We start from the raw sequence: 18,724 nt of genomic DNA, 5'->3' as shown, positions 1-18,724 counted from the left end.
GACCCCACCCGGCCCTCCCGGCCGGGCACACGCCCCACCGGGCAGAGAAGAAGAAGCGCAGCATGAGCCACTCCCACGCGGGCCACGCGGCCGCCGAGGCGCCGGACCCGTACTCCCCACACACCGGGAACGCGAACCTGCACGTTGAGCGCTACGAGCTCGAGTTGGCGTGCAAGCTCGGCGGCAACCGCCTGGACGGCACCGCGACCCTGCGGCTCGTGGCCCGTCCGGGCACGGAGCGCGCCGAACTGGACCTCGTGGGGCTGGCCGTGCACCGGGTGAACGTGGACGGCAAGAAGGTCACCTTCAAGCATCGCCACTCCCGCCTGTCCTTCCCCCTGCCGGCCAAGCATGCCGGGGCCGCCGTCGAGGTGCAGATCCGCTATGGCGGCAACCCCGGACCGCGGCTGGGGCCGTGGGGCGACGTGGGCTGGGAGGAGCTGGAGGACGGCGTGCTCGTGGCCGGGCAGCCAGACGGAGCCTCGACCTGGTTCCCGTGCAACGACACGCCCGGGGACAAGTCGGCCTACCGCATGAGCATCACCACAGACGCCGGCTACCGGCCCGTGGCGCCCGGTCGGCTCGTGGAGCACCGGCGCACGTCGAGCCGCGAGACCTGGGTGTTCGAGCAGGAGGCCCCCACGGCCGCGTACCTCGCCACCTTGCAGATCGGCCGCTACGCCCCGCGCCCCTTGGGGCAGGCCGGGGCGAAGGACACGCCGCTGACGCTCTACAGCTCGGACGCGCAGGCCGTGCGGGCGCAGATCACCTTCTCCGACCAGGCCGACCTCCTCGAGGCCTTCGAGGCCGCCTTCGGGCCGTACCCCTTCGCGAGCTACGGCGCGATCGTCACGGAGGACGAACTCGAGATCCCGCTCGAGGCGCAGGGGCTCTCGGTGTTCGGCGACAACCACCTCACGCGTGCCTGGGAGGCGCAGCGGCTCATCGCTCACGAGTTCGCGCACCAGTGGTTCGGCAATTCGCTCACGGTGCGCGGCTGGCGCGATGTGTGGATGCACGAGGGCTTCGCCTGCTACGCCGAATGGCTGTGGTCGGAGGCCTCGGGCTCCACGCCCCTGCGCGAGCGCGCGTGGCGCGCGTGGACCGGCCTGCAGTCCGGCCCCCAGGACCTGCGCATCGGCGACCCCGGTCCGGCCGATATGTTCGACGACCGCGTGTACAAGCGCGGCGCGCTCACGGTGCTGGCGCTGCGCGAGGAGCTGGGCGAGGAGGGCTTCACCCGCATGCTCCACGCCTGGACGGCCGAGCACCGCCACGGCAGCGTGGACCGGGCGCTCTTCGAGGCCCACCTGAGCGCGCACGCCGCGCCAGGTCAGGACCCCCTCGGCGTGCTGACGGCCTGGCTGGACCGCGAGGAGCTCCCACCCTTCCCCCAGCCCTAGACTTGACCCATGGCTTCGCGACCGGTTCAGGTAAATCTCACGGCTGAGGACGAGCTGGCGCTCGGCGCGTTCTGGGCGGCGGCCCTGGACTGGGAGAGCGACTCCGAGGCGCCCGGCATCATCAACCTGATGCCGGCCGGGCTGACCTGGCCCAGCCCCGATGCGCTCACGATGGACCTCGTGCGGGTGCCGGCGGGAGAGCCGGCGCGCTACCGCAGCCACCTCGACCTCGCCACGCGCTCGCTCGAGCACCAGGCCCGGTGGGTCCGCGAGCTGCTCGACCTGGGCGCGCGCCGCGTCGACGTGGGGCAGGGCGAGGTGCCGTGGGAGGTGCTCGCCGATCCCGAGGGCAACGTCTTCTGCGTCCTCGAGCCGCGCCCCGAGTACGCCACGACGGGTCCCATCGCGGCCGTCGTCACCGAGTGCTCCGACGTGGCGGGCCTCAAGGCCTTCTACGCCGCCGCCACGGACTGGGTGCTCGTGGACGACGAGGAGGACTTCGTGAGCTTCCGCTCCCCCAGCGGCGTGGGCCCGTTCGTGGAGTTCCTCCAGGTCCCCGAGCCTGGACGCTTCCCCACCCGGCTGCACCTGGATCTCAAGGCCTACCCCGGCTCCTCCGCACGGGAGGAGGCGGCGCGGCTCGAGGCGCTAGGCGCCAGGCCCACTGACACCGCGCCGGCCGAGGCCAGCTGGGTCACCCTCCTTGATCCGGAGGGCAACGAGTTCTGCGTCCTCGCTGAGGGCTAGGCCCTCGGAGGGTCAGTCCCCGCTCTGGTCCTGGTGCGGGGGAACGCCGTAGCGGTAGCGCAGGTTCTCGACGAACGCGCGGATGGGCTCGCCCTGCTTGGCCCGGCCGCCGCTGCTGAGCCAGTGCAGCTGCACGCCCTCGGTCATGGCGATCATCTGGTAGGCCACCAGATCCACGGGGATGGACGGGTCCATCTCCCCGGCATCGATGCCGGTCAACATGGCGTGCTGGAGCACGTCGACGCACAGATCGCGGTGGGTCGTGACCCAGCCGTGGGCCGGGTGCTCGCGGTCCCCCGCCTGGGCGCGCATGGTCGAGTACAGTTGCAGCGCCCCGGGCTGGTGCACCACGGCGTCCAGCAGCGGCGCCCACGCCTCCAGGCCCGCCCAGCCGCGGCCCTTCGCACCGGCGAAGTACGCCGTGATGTTCTTGGCGTCCACGAGGTTGAGCGTGGAGGCAAACAAGGCCTCCTCCGTGGGGAAGTGCTGCTTCAGGCGCGCCTCGGGGATGCCGGAGTCCTGGGCCAGCACGGCGGCGGGCAGTCGCTCGAAGCCGTGCGTGGCCAGGTAGTTGGCGGCGGCATCCAGGATGCGCCCGCGCTCGCTGTTGCGGCCCAGGGGTCCGGGGATGGAGGCCTGCGGCAGGGTGGTGCGCTCGGTGGGAGACATGCGGACAGTCTAGGCATTATGAACGCGCTAAACGAGACCCAATTACTGAACAAAAGATCCCGAAGTGGACTCTTTGTTTGGCTCAATGCGTTCGAAAGGCCGGATCGCTCAGCCACTTCACGCGCGGCGCCTCCCCTTCGGGCGGCGGGGCCGCGCTGAGGGCACACAGCAGGCGGGTGCCCGGCACGCGATGCACGACGGCGTCGGGCACGGCGCGGGCGCGCCCCGCGCCCCTGGTGCCTCCCGGCGCTGGCCGGCCGGCGGCGCCGGGATCGGCCCCGGCGCCCGCCGCGGCGTCGGGCAGCCCCACGGGCACGAGCCCCTCTCCCCTGGCCTTGCCCACGGCCTCGCCCCGAGCCCAGGCCTCCGCCGGGGCCACGTAGCCGGGTCCTCCAGCCTTGAAGGCCGGGTCCTCCGGGTCCACGAGATCGACGCCAACCCTCCATCCCGCCGGCGCCACGGCGGCCAACCCCCAGCCCGCCGCGCGGGACAGGCTCGCCGCCGCCAGCGCCGCTCCCGTGGCTGCATCGACAAGGGTGGGGGCCCCGTGCCCGCCCTCGCCGCAGCGGGGACAGAAGGAGACGACGCGCAGGCGGGCGGCCGGCACACCGAGCGCGGCGGAACCGGCGGCCCGCAGCAGCGCCCGGCCAGCGAGGAAACGCTCGCGGGCCGCCGGGGACGTGAAGGCCGCCGCCCGCTCGCGTTCCGCGGGGCCCGGAGCGCCGCGCTCCCCCGCCGGGGAGACGCTCCGGCGCGGATCGGTCCCGAACGCCGCCCCGCCGTGAGCCGCTCCGCGCGCCTCGGCTCCAGCGCCGGGCCCACCCGCGGTGAATCGACTCAGCGGCGCGGCGAGGAGCCACAGCGTGGCCGGCGCGCTCATGCGTCGGTGACGTCCTCGAAGCGGCCGTCGAAGGTGGCAGCGACGTCGTCGGCGTTGACCACGAGCGCCAGCCCGTGCCGCCCCGCGCCGAGCGAGACGCGCTGGCCGCGCAGGGAGGCGTCCAGCAGCACGGGCAGGGGCGTGGTGGTGCCGAAGGGCGTGATGGTGCCGCGCGCGTAGCCCGTGACGGCCTTGGCGCCGTCGGCGTCCGGCATCGTCAGCCGGTTCTCGCCCAGGAGGGCGCGCAGCTTGGGCCAGGAGAAGCGGCGATCGCCCGGCACCAACACGAGCAGATGCTCGCCCTCGTTGCGGCGCACCACGAGGGTCTTCACCATCTCGCGGGGTTCCACGCCGAGGGCCGTTGCCGCCTCCTCGAGCGATCCCACGCGGCCGTGGGAGCGCACCTCGTGCTCGATGCCGGCCGCGCGCACGGCGACGGTGGCCGGGGTATCGGAAAGATCGGGGGCGACGTTTGCCGCGTGGTTCTCAGCTGCCATGCCACCGAGCCTACGCGTCCCCCAGGCGAGCACAGCGAAACGGCGCCCGCCCCGCAAGGGGCGAGCGCCGTCGTCGTGCTCGTGGCCGGGAGGCCGTCGGCGTCAGCCGCGGGCCTGGGCCCCGAAGCGCTCGGCCGCGACCGCGACGGCCGCCTCGCGGGCCGCCGAGGCCTCGTCGGCCGTCAGCGTGCGATCCGTGGCGCGGAAGCGCAGGGCAAACGCGAGGGACTTGGAGCCCAGCTCGATGCCCTGACCGCGGTAGTCGTCGAAGAGCTCGACGTGCTCCAGGAGCTCGCCGGCCCCCTCGCGCAGGGCCTCGAGAACCTCCTGCGCCGAGAGCTCGGCCGCAACCACGAGGGCCACGTCCTGCGTCGCCGCGGGGAAGGACGAGAGGTCCTGCTGCGCCACGATGGACTCGGGGGCGGCCGCGAGCAGCTCGCGCACGTCCACCTCCATGGCCACGGTGCGCTCGGGCAGATCGTTGGCCGCGAGGTAGTCCGGGTGCAGCTCGCCGGCCCAGCCGACGAGCGCGCCCTCGGCCGTCTGCAGGCGCGCGCAGCGGCCCGGGTGGAAGGCCTGATGAGCGCCCTGCTTCACCCGCAGCTCGGTGCCGAGCGTGTCGGAGACGAGACGGGCGGCATCCAGCGCGTCGGCCCAATCCCAGGCCCGCGCCGACTCGCCCAGGGCGCCGTTGGACACGCGCCCGGAGAGGACGGCGGCCAGGTGCCACGGCTGATCCGGGATACCGGCGTTGAGGTCCTGCAGCGCCTCATCGCTGGGGCGGGCGCCGCCCGCGGGCAGCGTCGCGGAGCCGAGCTGCTCGCGCGGCCAGAACACGAGGCCACCTTCGAACAAGGCCGTGTCGCGGAAGCCGCGCGAGGCGTTGCGGCGGGCGATCTCCAGCAGCCCCGGCAGCAGCGAGGTGCGCAGCCAGCCGAACTCGGCCGAGATCGGGTTGGCCAGGTGCACGGCCGGCACCTCGGTGCCCTTGACGGGCGCGCCGAAGGTGGCGTTCTGCGCCTGCGAGACGAAGGGGTACGCGAGCACCTCGGTCAGGCCGGCGGCGGCGAGCGCGTCCAGCACGCGGCGCTTGGAGCGCTGCGCGCCCGTCAGGCCGCGCCCGGGAGGCGCCACGGGCAGGGTCGACGGGATCTGCTCGTACCCGACCAGGCGCGCGATCTCCTCGATGAGGTCATCGGCGATGTCCATGTCGGGGCGCCAGGAGGGAACGGTGACCAGATCGGCGTCGGCCCCCTCCTCAACCGTGCAGCCCACGCCCGTGAGCGAGGAAAGCTCCTGCTCGCGGGTGTACTCGACGCCCACGCGGGCGGCGGCGGCGCCGTGCGGCAGGGTCACGGTGACGGGCGCCGGGCGCGTGCCGGCGTCGCCGCCGCGGCCCGTGTCGGTGCCGCCACCGAGCTCGACCAGGAGGTCGACGGCGCGCTGGGCCGCCTTGTCGGCGACCTCCCAGTCCACGCCGCGCTCGTTGCGCTTGGACGCCTCGGAGGGCAGCTTGTGGCGGCGCTTGGTGCGGCCCATGGAGACGGCGTCGAAGTGCGCCGACTCGATGAGGACGGTGCGCGTCGAGGCGGAGACCTCGGTCGCGGCGCCGCCCATGATGCCGGCCAGGCCGATGGGGCCGGAGCCGTCGGTGATCAGCAGGTCCTCGGCGTGGAGCGTGCGCTCCTTGCCGTCCAAGGTGGTCAGCTTCTCGCCGGCGGCGGCGCGGCGGACCACGATGTCGCCCGTGAGGGTGTCGCGGTCGTAGAAGTGCAGGGGCTGGCCCAGCTCCCACATGACGTAGTTGGAGACGTCGACGGCGAGCGAGATGGGGCGCATGCCGGCCAGGCGCAGGCGCTCGGCCATCCAGGCCGGCGTCGTGGCCTCGGGGTCCAGGCCCGTGACCTCGCGCGTGACGAAGCGATCGCAGCCCACGTTGCCGCGGATGGGTGCCTCGTCCTTGAGCTGAACGCCGATGGCGGCCTGCGTGGGGGCAGCCACGGTGACGCGGCCGGCCGGATCGGAGAACGCCGTGCCGGTGGCGAGGGCGTACTCGCGGGCCACGCCGCGGATCGAGAAGCAGTAGCCGCGGTCGGGCGTCACGTTGATCTCGGCGGCCTCGTCGGTCACGCCGAGCAGCGGCAGCGCCTCCTGGCCCACCTCGGGGTCCAGGCCCAGATCGCGGAAGACCACGATGCCGTCGTGGTCGTCGCCGAGGCCCAGCTCGCGGGCCGAGGCCAGCATGCCGGCCGAGACGTGACCGTAGGTCTTGCGCGGGGTGATGCGGAAGTCGCCGGGCAGCACGGCGCCCGGAAGCGTCACGACCACCTTGTCGCCGACCTCGAAGTTGTGGGCGCCGCAGATGATGCCCTGCACGCCGGAGGGGTCGATGCCCTCGCCCGTGAGGGTCTGGGTGGCGCCCTCGGGGACCACGCGCACGGTGCACCAGTTGATGACCTTGCCGTTCTTCTGCGGCTCTTCCTCGCGGGTGAGCACCTGGCCCACCACGATGGGGCCCTGCAGGGAATCGAGGGGACGGATCACGTCCTCCTCCTCGAGGCCGACCCTGACCAGTGCGGCCATGACGTCCTCGGCGGTGGCGCCGGCGGGCACCTCGGCGTTTTCACGCAGCCATGAAAGGGGAATACGCATGGTTCAGATCTCCATCCCGAAGTGCTGGCTGAAGCGGACGTCGCCCTCGATCATGTCGTGCATGTCGGGAACGTCGTTGCGGAACATGAGCGTGCGCTCCACGCCCATGCCGAAGGCAAAGCCGGAGTAGACCTCCGGGTCGATGCCGCCGGAGCGCAGCACATTGGGGTGCACCATGCCGCAGCCGCCCCACTCGATCCAGCGCGGGCCGCCCTTGGCACCGGGGTGCCAGATGTCCAGCTCTGCGCTCGGCTCGGTGAACGGGAAGTAGGAGGGGCGCAGGCGGATCTTGGCCTCGGGGCCAAACATCTGGCGCGCGAAGTGCTCCAGGGTGCCCTTGAGGTCGGCCATCGTCAGGCCCTTGTCCACGGCCAGGCCCTCGAACTGGTGGAAGACCGGGGTGTGGGTCGCGTCCAGCTCGTCGGTGCGGAAGGTGCGGCCGGGGCACAGCACGTAGATCGGCACCTCGCGATCCAGCATGGAGCGGATCTGCACGGGCGAGGTGTGCGTGCGCATCACGAGGTGGGCCTGCGGCGGGTCAACGAAGAACGTGTCCTGCATCTCGCGGGCCGGGTGGTCCTCGTCGAAGTTGAGGGCGTCGAAGTTGAACCACTCGGACTCGACCTCGGGCCCCTCGGCGATCTCCCAGCCCATGCCGACGAACACATCGGAGACGCGCTCGGTGAGGCGGGAGAGCGGGTGGCGGGCGCCCAGCGTGGTGCGGCGCGGAGCGGCGGTGACGTCGACCGTCTCCTCCAGCAGGCGACGCGCGGCGTGCTCGGCCTCGAGCACCTCGGTGCGGGCGGCCAGCGCCTTGGAGAGGCGACCCTTGGCGGCGCCGAGCGTCTTGCCCGCGAGGGCCTTCTCGGCCTTGTCCAGCGAACCGATGGTGCGGTTCGCGAGGGTCAGGGGCGCCTTCTCGCCGAGATGGGCGAGGCGCGCGGCCTTCAGCTCCTCGAGGTCGCCCGCCTCCTCAAACGCGGCGAGGGCAGCGGCGACGACAACGTCGACGGCCTCCGAGTCGGTGGGATGCGGGACGCCCGGCGTGGCGCCCGGCGAGCTTGGTGTTTCTGACATGTGTCTGGGCACGCCCTCACGGTGCAAAGGAATGGTGGTTCAGGCCCATTCTAGGCCAGCGGGCACCCCGGTTCCGGACGCGCGAGGGGCCCGCGACGCTCCTGCGTCACGGGCCCCTCGCGCGTCCGGCCTCAGCCGGAGACGAGTTCAGTCGCGGCGGCGGGGAGCCAGCGCGATCATGATGAGCAGCACGGTCACGATGATGCCGAGCACCCACAGGACGGCGGAGAGCCACCAGCTCATGACGGGCGCGGGATCGTGGTAGCTGACGGCGATGGACTCGCCGGCCTTGAGCTGCGCGGGATCGATGCTCACCTCGTGGCCGGACACGGTGACGCCGGCCGGGGAGCCGGTCACGGAGGCCGAGCCGGGGACGGTGAGGGTGACCGTGGCGTTGTTGCTCTTGAGCACGTCGATCAGGCGGGGGGAGAAGGTCGCGGTGTGGGCACCCTCGGACTCGCTGAGGGCCGGGAGCGCCTCGACCAGGGCGACGCCCGGGTAGGCGGCGAAGTAGGTCTTGACCGACTCGTCGGCCCAGAACTGCTCCTCGGTCTTGCTCGTGTCGCCGCCCTGCCACTGCGTCATGATGCCGGCGATGTACTCCGCGGAGGACTTCTTGGCGGTCGTGATGCTCTCGGCGGTGATGCCCTTCAGCGTGAGCTCGGCGCTCTGCTTCTTGTCGGCGTTGGTGGAGCTGATGTCCACGGTGGAGTTCACCAGGCCGAGGGAGGAGAGCTGCGCGGCGGCGGTCACGGCGTTCTTGCCGAGCACGTCGGCGCCGGTGTTGACGGCGTCGCCCAGGGCGTCACCCTCGGCGTGCGTCGTGTACTCCAGCGCGAAGTTCTTCTCCGCCGCGGGGGTCTCGGTGGCGCTGCAACCGGTGAGGGCCAGCCCGCCCACGAGGATGACGGGCAATGCCTTCATGAACCGCTTCATTCTCAACCTTTTCACGTATCGGATCCCGGCGAGCCTCGGTCGCCGGGCGCATTCCCGCCTAGCCTACGGCCTGGGCCTGTGAAGGCCCACAGCTTGGGGGCAGTTGGTGTGTCGGGCGCAGCGCACGACGGCGCAGGGGGCCTCGGGCGGGCGCCGCCCCGCCGGGGCGGGGCTGACGGCGCGAGGAGCAGGCCCTGCCGCGCCGCACGACGGCGCATGGGGCCCGGCCGGGGCGGGCGTCAGTACTCGGAGCCGCCCGGCACGCGCAACTCCCCGGTCCCCTCCAACGCCGCGGCGGCGATCAGCGCGAGGGCCTCGGCCTGGCGCCCCACGGGGAGCTGCTCGGCGAGCGGGACGTGGACGAAGCCGGCCGGCACCCCCGCGGGCGCGGCCCGTAGCGCCGCATAGAAGACGGTGTTGCACACGTAGCTGCCCGCGCTGAGGGAGAGCTCCACGGGCACGCCCGCCGCCTCCAGGGCGGCCTTGGCCCGCTTGACCGGCAGGCGGGTGGGCAGGGCGAGCGGGGCGCCCGGCTCCACCGGCTCGTCCACGGGTTGTGCCCCGGCGTTGTCCGGGATGCGGGCGTCCATGAGGTTCAGCGCCACGCGCTCGAGGCTGATGCTCTCGCGCCCCTCGGCCAGCCCTGCGCAGATCACCGCTGCCGGGCGATGCTCCTCGAGGGCGGCGAGCAGGACAGCGCGGGCGCCGCCGAAGGTGCACGGCAGTTCGACGTGCACGGCGGCTCGCCCCGCGGCCGTGCTGAGCCTGGCGGCCTCCCTGGAGGCCAGCCGCGAGGGGTTTTCCTGGGCGCCGCCGAAGGGCTCGAAGCCCGTGAAGAGGATCATGCGGCCCACGCTACCGCCGCACGCGCAGGCCGCGGCCGAGCCGCCCCCGGTTGCGCACGCGGCGGCCCACCGGGGTCGCACCGAAGGCCACGCCGGGCGTGCCACCTGGCCGCAGCGGAACCTCGCGGCGTTCGAAAATGTGTTCTAATAAGGGGGTGAGATGGGAAGCTCACGGGCCGCTCGGCGGCCCACTGGTGGGGTGGCCGGACGCACCGGCCGCCCCGCCCCTCCCCCGCGCAGGACGCCTCTCCCGGCGCCGTCAGCACGCGCCGCCGTTGGAGCTGCCACGCCTGCTGGAACCGTGCCGCTCCGGCGGCTTCGGTGCCTCAGCCGCCGGGGCGTAGCGTCGCCACCACGGCGCGCACGATGTCGCGGTCCGCGGGGATCCAGTCGACCGCGTCGACGAGCGCCGCGTCCAGGGGAAGCCAGCGCAGCTCGTCGTGATCCTCCAGCGGCGCAGGCGTGCCGGAGGCGACCTCCACGGCAAAGACCCGCATCCAGGCCCCGGGCTTGAGGGGCCACCCGCGCGCGGCATCCGGGCCGGGCACCTCGACACCGAGCGCGGCCTGGACGCCGAGCTCCTCGGCCAGCTCGCGCAGCAGCGCCTCCCCGGCTTCCTCCCCCGGCTCCTGCTTGCCTCCGGGGAACTCCCAGAGCCCGGCCAGGGCCGGCGGGGCCGAGCGACGCCCGGCCAGGAGCACCGTGGGTGCCTCGAGCGCATCGACGATCGCCGCGCCGACCACCTGCACCCACGGCTCCCCGCCGCGGGCGGCCTCGCCCTGGCTCATCGGGCGCCGGCCTGCGCGCCGCGCTGGGCGCGGGCCGAGGCGTAGAGGCACAGCGTGGCGGCGGTGCCGACGTTGAGCGACTCGGCAGCACCGTAGAGCGGAATGGCGACGCGCGCGGAGCACACAGCCAGCTCCTCCTCGGAGAGGCCGGAGCCCTCGTTGCCCATGAGCCATGCGGTGGGGGCGATGAGCGAGGGGCGCTTGGCCGCGCCCTTGGCGGTCTGCCCCGTGCGGCGCGCTGCGGCGTCGTCCTGCAGCACGTCGAGGTCCTGCTCGCCGTACCCGTCGGCGGCGAGCAGCGTCAGGCCGGCCCCGCCGAGGGCGGTCGCGGCCTCCTCGAGGCTCACGCCGGAGACGACCGGAAGGTGGAAGAGCGAGCCCACCGTGGAGCGGACCACCTTCGGGGAGAAGAGGTCCACCGTGCCCTTGAGCGCCACGACGGCGTCGGCCCCCGCCGCGTCCGCTGCGCGCAGGATGGTCCCGGCGTTGCCGGGATCCTGGACCCGCGCCAACACGACGACGAAACCGGTCCCCGGCCGCGCGACGTCGTTCAGGGAGGAGGCGGGAAGCGCCACGGTGGCCACGACCCCCTGCGGGGAGACCGTGTCGGCCATGGCGGCCAACACCTCCTCGCTCACGCGGTGCGAGTGCACGCCGGCGCCGCCTTGCAGCTCGGGCTCGCGCTCGGCGCGCTCCTGCGTGATGTAGACGTCCAGGACCTTGGCGGCCCCCGCGGCGTGGGCGCGCACGGCCTCGCGCACGGCCTGGGGCCCCTCCACCAGGAAGGCGCCCGCCTTGCGGCGGCCGGCGGCCGTGGACAGGCGCGCGGTGGCCTTGACGCGATCGGCCTGGGGGTTGGTCATGATCTCCACTGGCGCGGCTCCTGATGAGGCTGAAGGAAAGGGGTGAGGGGACGAAAGAAGGGGCGGTAGCCGCACACAGCGGTACCGCCCCTTCCTCAAGGGTTCACCGACGCTCAGGCCGGTTCACGCTTCAACGCTCAGCGGGCGACCGGGGCGTTGACGTCGGCCGGGAGGGCCTTCTTGGCCACGGCGACCAGGGTGGCGAACGCGCCGGCGTCAGAGACGGCGAGCTCGGCCAGCATGCGGCGATCGACCTCGACGCCGGCCAGCTTCAGGCCCTGGATCAGGCGGTTGTAGGTCATGCCGTTGGCGCGGGCGGCAGCGTTGATGCGCTGGATCCACAGGCGACGGAAGTCACCCTTGCGCTTGCGACGATCGTTGAAGCTGTAGACGAACGAGTGGAGCAGCTGCTCCTTCGCCTTGCGGTACAGGCGCGAACGCTGACCACGGTAGCCGGACGCACGGTCCAGGATGACGCGACGCTTCTTATGGGCGTTGACTGCCCGCTTCACACGTGCCACGTGTGTACTCCTTTAATGCTGGCCGCTTCTCTTCAGCTTGGTGCTGGCGCGGCGGGATGAATGGTGGTTTCAGCGCGAGATACCCCGCGCGAGGATCAGATGCCGAGCATGCGGCGGATCGTGCGCTGATCCGCCTTGGCAACGATGCGATCGCCCTTGAGTCGACGCGTCAGGCGCGAGGACTTGTGCTCGAGGTAGTGACGGCGGTTGGCCTGCTGACGCTTCAGCTTGCCGCTACCGGTGACCTTGAAACGCTTCTTCGCCCCAGAGTGGGTCTTGAACTTCGGCATAATGCCTTCTCCTTGTACGTCCTCCCGAACCCGCAGGTTCGAGTGCTGTTGCCGACCGGCGAGGGTCGGTTTGTCCTGACCGCTGTGCTCTAGCGAGCGCTACGGAAGTGCTACTAGCTAGGCCTGCTGGCCGGGCTTGAGTGCACCGGGCTTCGGGGCGCCCGGCTTGGGAGCCCCCGGCTTCGGTGCGCCGGGCTTGGGGGCCGCGGCCCCCGGCTTCGGCATGGCCATGGGCTTCGGCGTCGTGCCCGGGGCGGCCGCGGGACGCGGAGCCGAGGCGGGACGCGGGGCCGAGGCCGGGCGGGGAGCGGAACCGGCCGGGCGCGGGGCGCCGGTGCGCGGAGCAGAGGTGCTGCGCGGGGCCGAGGAACGCTCCGAACGCTCCGGGCGATCCCCACGCTCGGGGCGGTCGCCGGACGGCTTCGAGCCGCGGGGGCCGGAGCCGCCGCGCGGACCCTTGCCAGCGGGCTTCTCCGCCTTGACCGGGGCCGGTGCCGACGGAATCGGCTGGCCCTCGGGGATCTTGCCGAAGGCCGGCATGGACGCGGCGAGCTTCTTGAGCTCCTCCGGCATCGCATCGGCCACGGAGTTGGTGACCTCGGCCTGCGGGGCAGAGGTGTCGACGCGCTCGGTGCGGGTGCGGCGGCTACCGGTTCCGGTGGCCTCCTCGACGACCTTGGCCTCGCGGCGGGCCTGCGCCTTGGCGTCAGCCTTGGTGCGCAGCGGGCCGATGACCATGACCATGTTGCGGCCGTCCTGGCGGGGAGCCGACTCGACCTGGCCGAGCTCGGCCACCTCGGAGGCGAACTTCTGCAGGAGGCGGATGCCGAACTCCGGGCGCTGCTGCTCGCGGCCGCGGAACTGGATCATGGCCTTGACCTTGTCGCCCTGCTCCAGGAACTTGAGCGCGTTCTTCTTCTTGGTCTCGTAGTCGTGCGCATCGATCTTCAGGCGGAAGCGGACCTCCTTGAGGACCGTGTTCGTCTGGTTCTTGCGCGACTCGCGAGCCTTCAGGGCCGCCTCGTACTTGTACTTGCCGAAGTCCATCAGCTTGCACACCGGAGGCTTGGCGTTGGGGGCGACCTCGACGAGGTCGAGATCAGCCTCCTGGGCCAGACGGAGGGCGTCCTCAATGCGGACGACCCCGACCTGCTCACCGTTCGGACCGACCAACCGCACCTCGGGGACGCGGATGCGATCGTTAATACGTGCGTCGCTGATGTTGTGCTCCTTCAAGAAGAATCAAGACGGACCCACAAACGGGAAAGGCCCCCGGCTTCGTGAAGCGGGGGCCACCAACGACGATCGGGCTGCGGCGCCGCTAAGCGCTTACGGTGCTCTACCCCGTGCTGCAGGGCGGCTTCCGCGTCCGATGCCGTGACCCGGCCGCCCGAGGGCGATTCGCGGGTGGGAGGTGGCCTCCACTTGAGCCCGTGTACGTGCCCCTTCTCACGCTCCTTGGAGCGAAGCAGGAATCCGTCACGGGACGGTCTTGTGACAAGCTTAGCAGTATGAGTACTCCCCCGACCAATTCCGGCCACCGCCACTCCTTCACCGACGAGGAGCTGGCCGAGGCAGCAGCCCCGCAGCTGCGCGATATCGCCGAGGTTCCCGCGATCGAGGTGATCAACACCACGGCCGTTCACCTCATGAGCGCCGCAGCCGTCAAGGTGGGCCTCGCCGAGGGTCCCGACGCCGAGGCGCTGAAGGACCTGGACGAGGCGCGCAAGCTGATCACGTCCCTCGCCGGCCTCGTCACGGCCGCCGCTCCGGAGATCGGCAGCCAGCACGCGGCTCCCCTGCGCGATGGCCTGCGCTCCCTGCAGCTGGCCTTCCGCGAGGCCTCCCTCATCCCGGACGCCCCGGGCAAGGGCCCGGGCGAGAAGTTCACCGGCCCGGTCAACTAACCTCCCGCACCACAGCACGACGGCGGCGTCCCCCACTGAGTGGGGGACGCCGCCGTTGTCTTGCCCCGCCGTCAGCCGAGCCCGGCACCGGGACCCGGCCACGCGCCGTCGGGCGCAGAGGCACGGTGGTCCACCGGGCCCCAGCCCGGCGGCCCGGGTCAGGCGCGACGGGCGCGGCGCAGGCTGCGTAGCGCCATGGTGCCGACGCCCGTGACGATCGCGACGCCGGCCAGCGCCAGGAACGCGGTCTGCGGGCCGGCCGTGTCGATCACGACGCCCACGAGCGGCGTGCCGAGCGCCGTGCCGGCGGTCATGGCCGAGCCGTACCAACCCATGGCCTCGCCGCGGTGCCGCTCCGCCACCTGCTCGGTGAGCCGCTCGGAGGCCGCCGTCATGAGCGGCGCCACGAAGAAGCCGGACAGGACCAGCAGCAGGCCGAGCCAGAACATGTCGGGGGCAAACGCGGCCGGGATGAGCGCGATGCCCATGACCGTGATGATGCCCAACGGGTCGTAGCGCTTCTTCTGGGCGCCGTAGAGGAAGCCGCCCACGAGCGAGGCCGCGGACCAGATGCCGTAGGCCCACCACAGACCCATGCTCGTGTCGCCCTCGTGCTCCGAGAAGGCGACGACGCCCACCTCGGTGCCGGAGAGCGACATGCCGGCGCCCGCCGCCATGATGAGCATGGCGATGACGCCCGGGGTGACCCACGAGAAGCGCTTGGGCGCGGGCGCCTGGGCGTTCACGACCGGGATGGCCCCCGTGACGACGGGTGCCTCGTCGTGGCGGCCGGGCGACTCGAGCTCGCCGATGGCCTCGCGGTGCGTTCCCTCGAGCTGCGAGGAGCGCGTGGGCGGGTTCCGCCACAGCAGGACGAGGCCAGCGAGGACGACGAGCGCGCCCGTCGCGAGGAGCGCCACCTGGGAGGAGAGCAGGCTCGCGACAACGGCGGCGCCGCCGGGACCCAGGATGAACACCAATTCGGTGACCATCGAGTCGAGCGAGAAGGACGTCCGCCGGTCGTCGCCGCGCATCATGACGGAGAGCGACTGGCGGATGATCGTGAAGACCGGCAGCGAGTACAGCCCCGCCGCGAAGAGCAGCACGAGCAGGACGGGGTAGGACGCGAAGGGGGCCAGACCCCACGCGAGCCCCTCGACGATGATCGAGGGCACCACGGCGCGACGCAGGCCCACGGTGTCGATGCGACGCCCGCGCCACGGCGAGCCGAAGGCGATGCCGATCGTCAGGATGGCGGCGGCCATGCCGGCGTAGAAGTACTCCATGCCCAGCGTGTGGGTCACGTGGAGGGTGACGAGCACCGCCGTGACCGAATGCGGGAGGCGCCCGAGGAAGCCGACCGCGAGCAGCGGTGCTACGTGCGGGCGGCGCAGGATGCGCCAGTACTGGGCAAAGGCGCCGCCGGGGGCCGACGCCGCGCTCATCTGCGCACGCCCATGGTGACCGAGTCGGCGGCCTCCCGCAGCGATTCCACCTCACCCAGAGCGTCCTGCACGCGGGCCACGAGGCCGGGGACATCGTCGTCGTTCGCCTCGGGGCCAACGATGATCGTGATGCCGAGCTCGGGGCCGTGCCCGCCGCCGGCCAGCACGCGGCCGTCGCGGGCGCGCGAGGCCACGCCGGGGCCCGGCTCCAGGACCAGGCCGTTCACGCCCTCGGTCGCGTCGGCCACGGCCTGCAGGGCAGGAAGCAGCGACTCGTCCTTGTAGCTCGGGACCCACGTGCGCTGCTGCGCGAGCGCCCACATGGCCGGGCGGCGCACCACGAAGGTGATCTCGGCGGCCGGGTCCAGCACGAGCAGCTGGGCCTCCTCCGCGGCGGCCGAGAGGGCCGCGCGCGGCGCGTACACGGCGACGGGGCGGGCCTCCGGGTGCCACTGCGTGAGCAGGTCGACGGCGGAGAAGATCGGCAGGGCCTTGCGGCCGTCCGGGGCGGAGATCATGACGAGGGCCATGTCCGCCTCCTTGTCCTCGATCTCGCCGTGGGCGCCCACGACCGTCTCGCCCGTCTGGGCAATGACGGGCACGAAGACGCGCGCGTTCGCGAGCGCCTCGATGACCTCCTCCTCGCCGTTCATGCCGGCGTAGAGGCCCTCGAGCGCGAGCTCGAGGCGGGCGTCGGCCCGGCCGTCGTCGCCGTCGTGCTGGTGCAGGGGGTTGCCCTCGCCGGAGAGATCGCGTCCCTCCCACGACTGGCCGGCCGTGTCCGTGGCGCCGCCGGCGCTGCGGAGCAGGGCCGCCTTGATGTGCTCGGGCAGTTCCTTCTTGGGGCTCACGGGCGTCCGGCCACCTCAAGCGCCTCGGGCAGCGTGAAGCGGCCGGCGTAGAGCGCCTTGCCCACGATGGCGCCCTCGACACCGTCGGCGACGAGGCCGCGCAGGGCGGCGAGGTCCTCGAGGGAGGAGATGCCGCCGGAGGCGATGACCGGCTTGTGCGTGCGGCGCGCGATGTCGCCGAGCAGCTCGGTGTTCGGGCCCGTCAGGGTGCCGTCCTTCGTCACGTCGGTGACGACGTAGCGGGCGCAGCCGGCGTCCTCGAGGCGGGCGAGGACGTCCCAGAGATCGCCGCCGTCCTTGGTCCAGCCGTGGCCCGAGAGCGTGGTGCCGCGGACGTCCAGGCCCACGGCGATGAGGTCGCCGTACTCGGCGATGGCGCGGGCCGTCCACTCGGGGTTCTCGAGGGCGGCGGTGCCGATGTTGACGCGCGAGGCGCCCCACTCGGCGGCGCGGGCCAGGGAGGCGTCGTCGCGGATGCCGCCGGAGAGCTCCACCTTGAGGTGCAGCTCGGTGGCGATGCGGCGTAGCACGTCGACGTTGGAGCCGCGGTCGAAGGCGGCGTCAAGGTCCACGACGTGGATCCACTCGGCGCCGGCCTCCTGCCACTTGGCGGCGGCGTCGAAGGGATCGCCGTAGCCGGTCTCGGAGCCGGCCTCGCCCTGGACGAGGCGCACGGCCTGCCCGTCGGCGATGTCAACGGCGGGGAACAGAACGAGGCGCTGGGCCTCGGTGGTCTCACTCATGGTGTGCGTGTCCTTATCGCTGGCCGCTCGCGCTGCGGCCTGGAAGTGCGGGTGGTGCGTGGGTGGTGATGAAAGCGGCGCGGGCCTGGGGCCCGCGCCGCGTGAGCCCGTGGGGGCTAGAGCTTGTAGGTGAGGGCCCAGGCCGCCACGAGCGACATGACCGCGAGGGCCGCGCACACGATGACCCAGGTGAGCCCCGCGCCTTGCTTCCTGAGGGAGAAGGCGCCGCCGGCGAGCAGGCCGCCGAGGGCCATGAGCAGTACGGGTCCCATCAGAACGTTCCCATCCAGTTCTTCAGCAGGGCGGCTCCGGCGTCTCCCGACTTCTCGGGGTGGAACTGCGTGGCGCTCAGCGAGCCGTTTTCGACGGCCGCGATGAACGGCGCGCCGTGCTCGGCCCACGTCACGAGCGGCGGCCGCATGGCCGGCTGCGTCACGTCGAAGTTCCACTCGAGCACGCCGTAGGAGTGCACGAAGTAGAAGCGCTCGTCCTCGATGCCCTCGAACAGGCGCGAGCCCTCCGGGGCCTGCACAGTGTTCCAGCCCATGTGGGGAACCACCGGGGCGGGCAGGCGCTCGACGACGCCCGGCCACTCCCCCAGACCCTCGGTGCGCACGCCGTGCTCGACGCCCGCCTCGAAGAAGACCTGGTGGCCGACGCAGATGCCCATCGTCGCGCGGCCGCCGGCGATGCGGTAGCCAAGGTGACGCAGCGAGCCGGAGGCCTTGAGCGCGTCCATGACGGCGGCGTAGGCACCGACGCCAGGGACCAGCAGGCCGTCGGCCTCCCTGATGTCCTGCGGATCGCGGGACAGCTTGACCTCGGCGCCCACGTGCTCGAGGGCACGCACGGCGGAGCGGACGTTGCCGGCCCCGTAGTCGAGGACGGTGACCTTGGGAGCCATCAGAGGGCACCCTTCGTGGACGGGATCTGGCCCGCCATGCGCTCGTCCGGCTCCACTGCCTCGCGCAGCGCGCGGGCGAAGGCCTTGAACTGCGACTCGACGATGTGGTGCGGATCGCGCCCGCGCAGCACGTCCACGTGCAGGCAGATGCCGGCGTGGAAGGCGATGGCCTCGAAGACGTGGCGCGTCATGGAGCCCGTGAAGTGGCCGCCGATGAGGTGGTACTGCTGGCCCTCGGGCTCGCCCTCGTGGACCAGGAAGGGGCGGCCGGAGATGTCGACGACGGCGCGGGCCAGCGACTCGTCCAGCGGCACCGTGGCGGTGCCGAAGCGACGGATGCCGCTCTTGTCTCCCAGGGCGGTGCGCAGCACCTCGCCGAAGGCGATCGCCGTGTCCTCCACCGTGTGGTGGACGTCGATGTGCGTGTCGCCCGTGGACTTGACCGTGAGGTCGATCAGCGAATGCTTGGCCAGGGCCGTGAGCATGTGGTCGTAGAACGGCACCGAGGTGTCGATGGTGGCGCGGCCGGTGCCGTCGAGATCGATCTCGACGAGCACATTTGACTCGCTGGTGACGCGTTCCATCCGGGCCTTGCGGCCGGAGAGGAGTTCGGCGGGCATGCTGTTTCGTACTCCGTCGCTCAAAGAGGGGTGGGTGTGTTCAGTCTACCGGCGTCGGTGCCGGTCGAGGCCGAGGGGACGTGCCC

Annotated in this window: 21 protein-coding genes; 3 read left to right on the top strand and 18 right to left on the bottom strand. The window is 72.4% G+C overall.

Translation table 11 applies throughout. The annotated features are described in order from the left end of the window. Positions 1-62 precede the first annotated feature (62 nt). Both DWB68_RS12320 and DWB68_RS12315 read left to right on the top strand, forming a co-directional pair. Positions 63-1,403 carry a M1 family metallopeptidase gene (locus DWB68_RS12320; RefSeq protein ID WP_119425423.1) on the top strand — a complete coding sequence of 447 codons (1,341 nt, stop codon included), beginning with the start codon at positions 63-65 and terminating at the stop codon, positions 1,401-1,403. A gap of 9 nt (positions 1,404-1,412) precedes the next feature. Next, positions 1,413-2,150, top strand: coding sequence for a VOC family protein (locus DWB68_RS12315; protein WP_119425422.1), 738 nt, complete (start codon positions 1,413-1,415; stop codon positions 2,148-2,150). Between the two features lie 12 nt (positions 2,151-2,162). On the opposite strand, the gene DWB68_RS12310 is transcribed toward DWB68_RS12315, so the two are convergent. The 12 genes from DWB68_RS12310 to infC form a co-directional block, all read right to left on the bottom strand. Beyond that, complete coding sequence (locus DWB68_RS12310; protein WP_119425421.1) at positions 2,163-2,819, bottom strand: TetR/AcrR family transcriptional regulator; 657 nt, start codon at positions 2,817-2,819, stop codon at positions 2,163-2,165. 82 nt (positions 2,820-2,901) lie between these two features. Continuing rightward, positions 2,902-3,699 (bottom strand): 4'-phosphopantetheinyl transferase family protein, encoded by a 798-nt coding sequence (locus DWB68_RS12305; protein ID WP_119425420.1) that lies wholly within the window; start codon positions 3,697-3,699, stop codon positions 2,902-2,904. Beyond that, entirely contained in the window at positions 3,696-4,196 is a 501-nt protein-coding gene (locus DWB68_RS12300) for an aminoacyl-tRNA deacylase (RefSeq protein ID WP_119425419.1), read from the bottom strand. Before DWB68_RS12300 ends, DWB68_RS12305 begins: the two co-directional genes overlap by 4 nt. 102 nt (positions 4,197-4,298) lie before the next feature. Further along, the gene (gene pheT, locus DWB68_RS12295) at positions 4,299-6,848 is read right to left on the bottom strand and encodes a phenylalanine--tRNA ligase subunit beta (protein ID WP_119425418.1); all 2,550 of its coding nucleotides are present in this window, start codon (positions 6,846-6,848) and stop codon (positions 4,299-4,301) included. Between the two features lie 3 nt (positions 6,849-6,851). Continuing rightward, complete coding sequence (gene pheS / locus DWB68_RS12290) at positions 6,852-7,925, bottom strand: phenylalanine--tRNA ligase subunit alpha (protein ID WP_119425417.1); 1,074 nt, start codon at positions 7,923-7,925, stop codon at positions 6,852-6,854. A 147-nt stretch (positions 7,926-8,072) separates the two neighbouring features. After that, complete coding sequence (locus DWB68_RS12285) at positions 8,073-8,849, bottom strand: hypothetical protein (RefSeq protein ID WP_119425416.1); 777 nt, start codon at positions 8,847-8,849, stop codon at positions 8,073-8,075. Positions 8,850-9,100: 251 nt separating this feature from the next. Further along, positions 9,101-9,706 (bottom strand): pyroglutamyl-peptidase I family protein, encoded by a 606-nt coding sequence (locus DWB68_RS12280; RefSeq protein ID WP_119425415.1) that lies wholly within the window; start codon positions 9,704-9,706, stop codon positions 9,101-9,103. A 326-nt stretch (positions 9,707-10,032) separates the two neighbouring features. Beyond that, the gene (locus DWB68_RS12275) at positions 10,033-10,494 is read right to left on the bottom strand and encodes an NUDIX domain-containing protein (RefSeq protein WP_119425414.1); all 462 of its coding nucleotides are present in this window, start codon (positions 10,492-10,494) and stop codon (positions 10,033-10,035) included. Then, positions 10,491-11,357 (bottom strand): TrmH family RNA methyltransferase, encoded by an 867-nt coding sequence (locus tag DWB68_RS12270; protein WP_119425443.1) that lies wholly within the window; start codon positions 11,355-11,357, stop codon positions 10,491-10,493. Before DWB68_RS12270 ends, DWB68_RS12275 begins: the two co-directional genes overlap by 4 nt. 137 nt (positions 11,358-11,494) lie before the next feature. Then, the gene (gene rplT, locus DWB68_RS12265; RefSeq protein ID WP_119425413.1) at positions 11,495-11,878 is read right to left on the bottom strand and encodes a 50S ribosomal protein L20; all 384 of its coding nucleotides are present in this window, start codon (positions 11,876-11,878) and stop codon (positions 11,495-11,497) included. A 95-nt stretch (positions 11,879-11,973) separates the two neighbouring features. Then, positions 11,974-12,168, bottom strand: coding sequence for a 50S ribosomal protein L35 (rpmI, locus tag DWB68_RS12260; RefSeq protein ID WP_119425412.1), 195 nt, complete (start codon positions 12,166-12,168; stop codon positions 11,974-11,976). A 117-nt stretch (positions 12,169-12,285) separates the two neighbouring features. Continuing rightward, positions 12,286-13,404 (bottom strand): translation initiation factor IF-3, encoded by a 1,119-nt coding sequence (gene infC / locus DWB68_RS12255; RefSeq protein WP_199700447.1) that lies wholly within the window; start codon positions 13,402-13,404, stop codon positions 12,286-12,288. Positions 13,405-13,679: 275 nt separating this feature from the next. Here infC and DWB68_RS12250 point away from each other — a divergent pair, with 275 nt between their 5' ends. Beyond that, complete coding sequence (locus DWB68_RS12250) at positions 13,680-14,075, top strand: DUF1844 domain-containing protein (RefSeq protein WP_119425411.1); 396 nt, start codon at positions 13,680-13,682, stop codon at positions 14,073-14,075. 158 nt (positions 14,076-14,233) lie between these two features. Here the strand turns inward: DWB68_RS12250 and DWB68_RS12245 are convergent, their stop codons facing one another. The 6 genes from DWB68_RS12245 to hisB all read right to left on the bottom strand — a co-directional run bounded on the left by DWB68_RS12245 (position 14,234) and on the right by hisB (position 18,638). Next, positions 14,234-15,520 (bottom strand): MFS transporter, encoded by a 1,287-nt coding sequence (locus DWB68_RS12245; RefSeq protein WP_119425410.1) that lies wholly within the window; start codon positions 15,518-15,520, stop codon positions 14,234-14,236. Continuing rightward, complete coding sequence (locus DWB68_RS12240; protein ID WP_119425409.1) at positions 15,517-16,371, bottom strand: SseB family protein; 855 nt, start codon at positions 16,369-16,371, stop codon at positions 15,517-15,519. The genes DWB68_RS12245 and DWB68_RS12240 overlap by 4 nt, the downstream gene beginning before the upstream one ends. Further along, entirely contained in the window at positions 16,368-17,114 is a 747-nt protein-coding gene (gene priA, locus DWB68_RS12235) for a bifunctional 1-(5-phosphoribosyl)-5-((5-phosphoribosylamino)methylideneamino)imidazole-4-carboxamide isomerase/phosphoribosylanthranilate isomerase PriA (protein WP_119425408.1), read from the bottom strand. The genes DWB68_RS12240 and priA overlap by 4 nt, the downstream gene beginning before the upstream one ends. A gap of 116 nt (positions 17,115-17,230) precedes the next feature. Further along, a complete protein-coding gene (locus DWB68_RS16440) occupies positions 17,231-17,386 on the bottom strand; it encodes a hypothetical protein (RefSeq protein ID WP_199700446.1) in 156 nt (51 codons plus the stop codon). Continuing rightward, positions 17,386-18,018, bottom strand: a complete 633-nt coding sequence (hisH, locus tag DWB68_RS12230; protein WP_119425407.1) for an imidazole glycerol phosphate synthase subunit HisH — start codon at positions 18,016-18,018, stop codon at positions 17,386-17,388. The genes DWB68_RS16440 and hisH overlap by 1 nt, the downstream gene beginning before the upstream one ends. Next, positions 18,018-18,638, bottom strand: a complete 621-nt coding sequence (gene hisB / locus DWB68_RS12225; protein ID WP_119425406.1) for an imidazoleglycerol-phosphate dehydratase HisB — start codon at positions 18,636-18,638, stop codon at positions 18,018-18,020. The genes hisH and hisB overlap by 1 nt, the downstream gene beginning before the upstream one ends. Positions 18,639-18,724: the final 86 nt, after the last annotated feature.

It is taken from the genome of Galactobacter valiniphilus (assembly GCF_003575975.1).
GTDB lineage: Bacteria > Actinomycetota > Actinomycetes > Actinomycetales > Micrococcaceae > Galactobacter > Galactobacter valiniphilus.
Note: the sequence above shows the minus strand (reverse complement) of the source record. Positions and strands in the feature narration are given on the sequence as shown.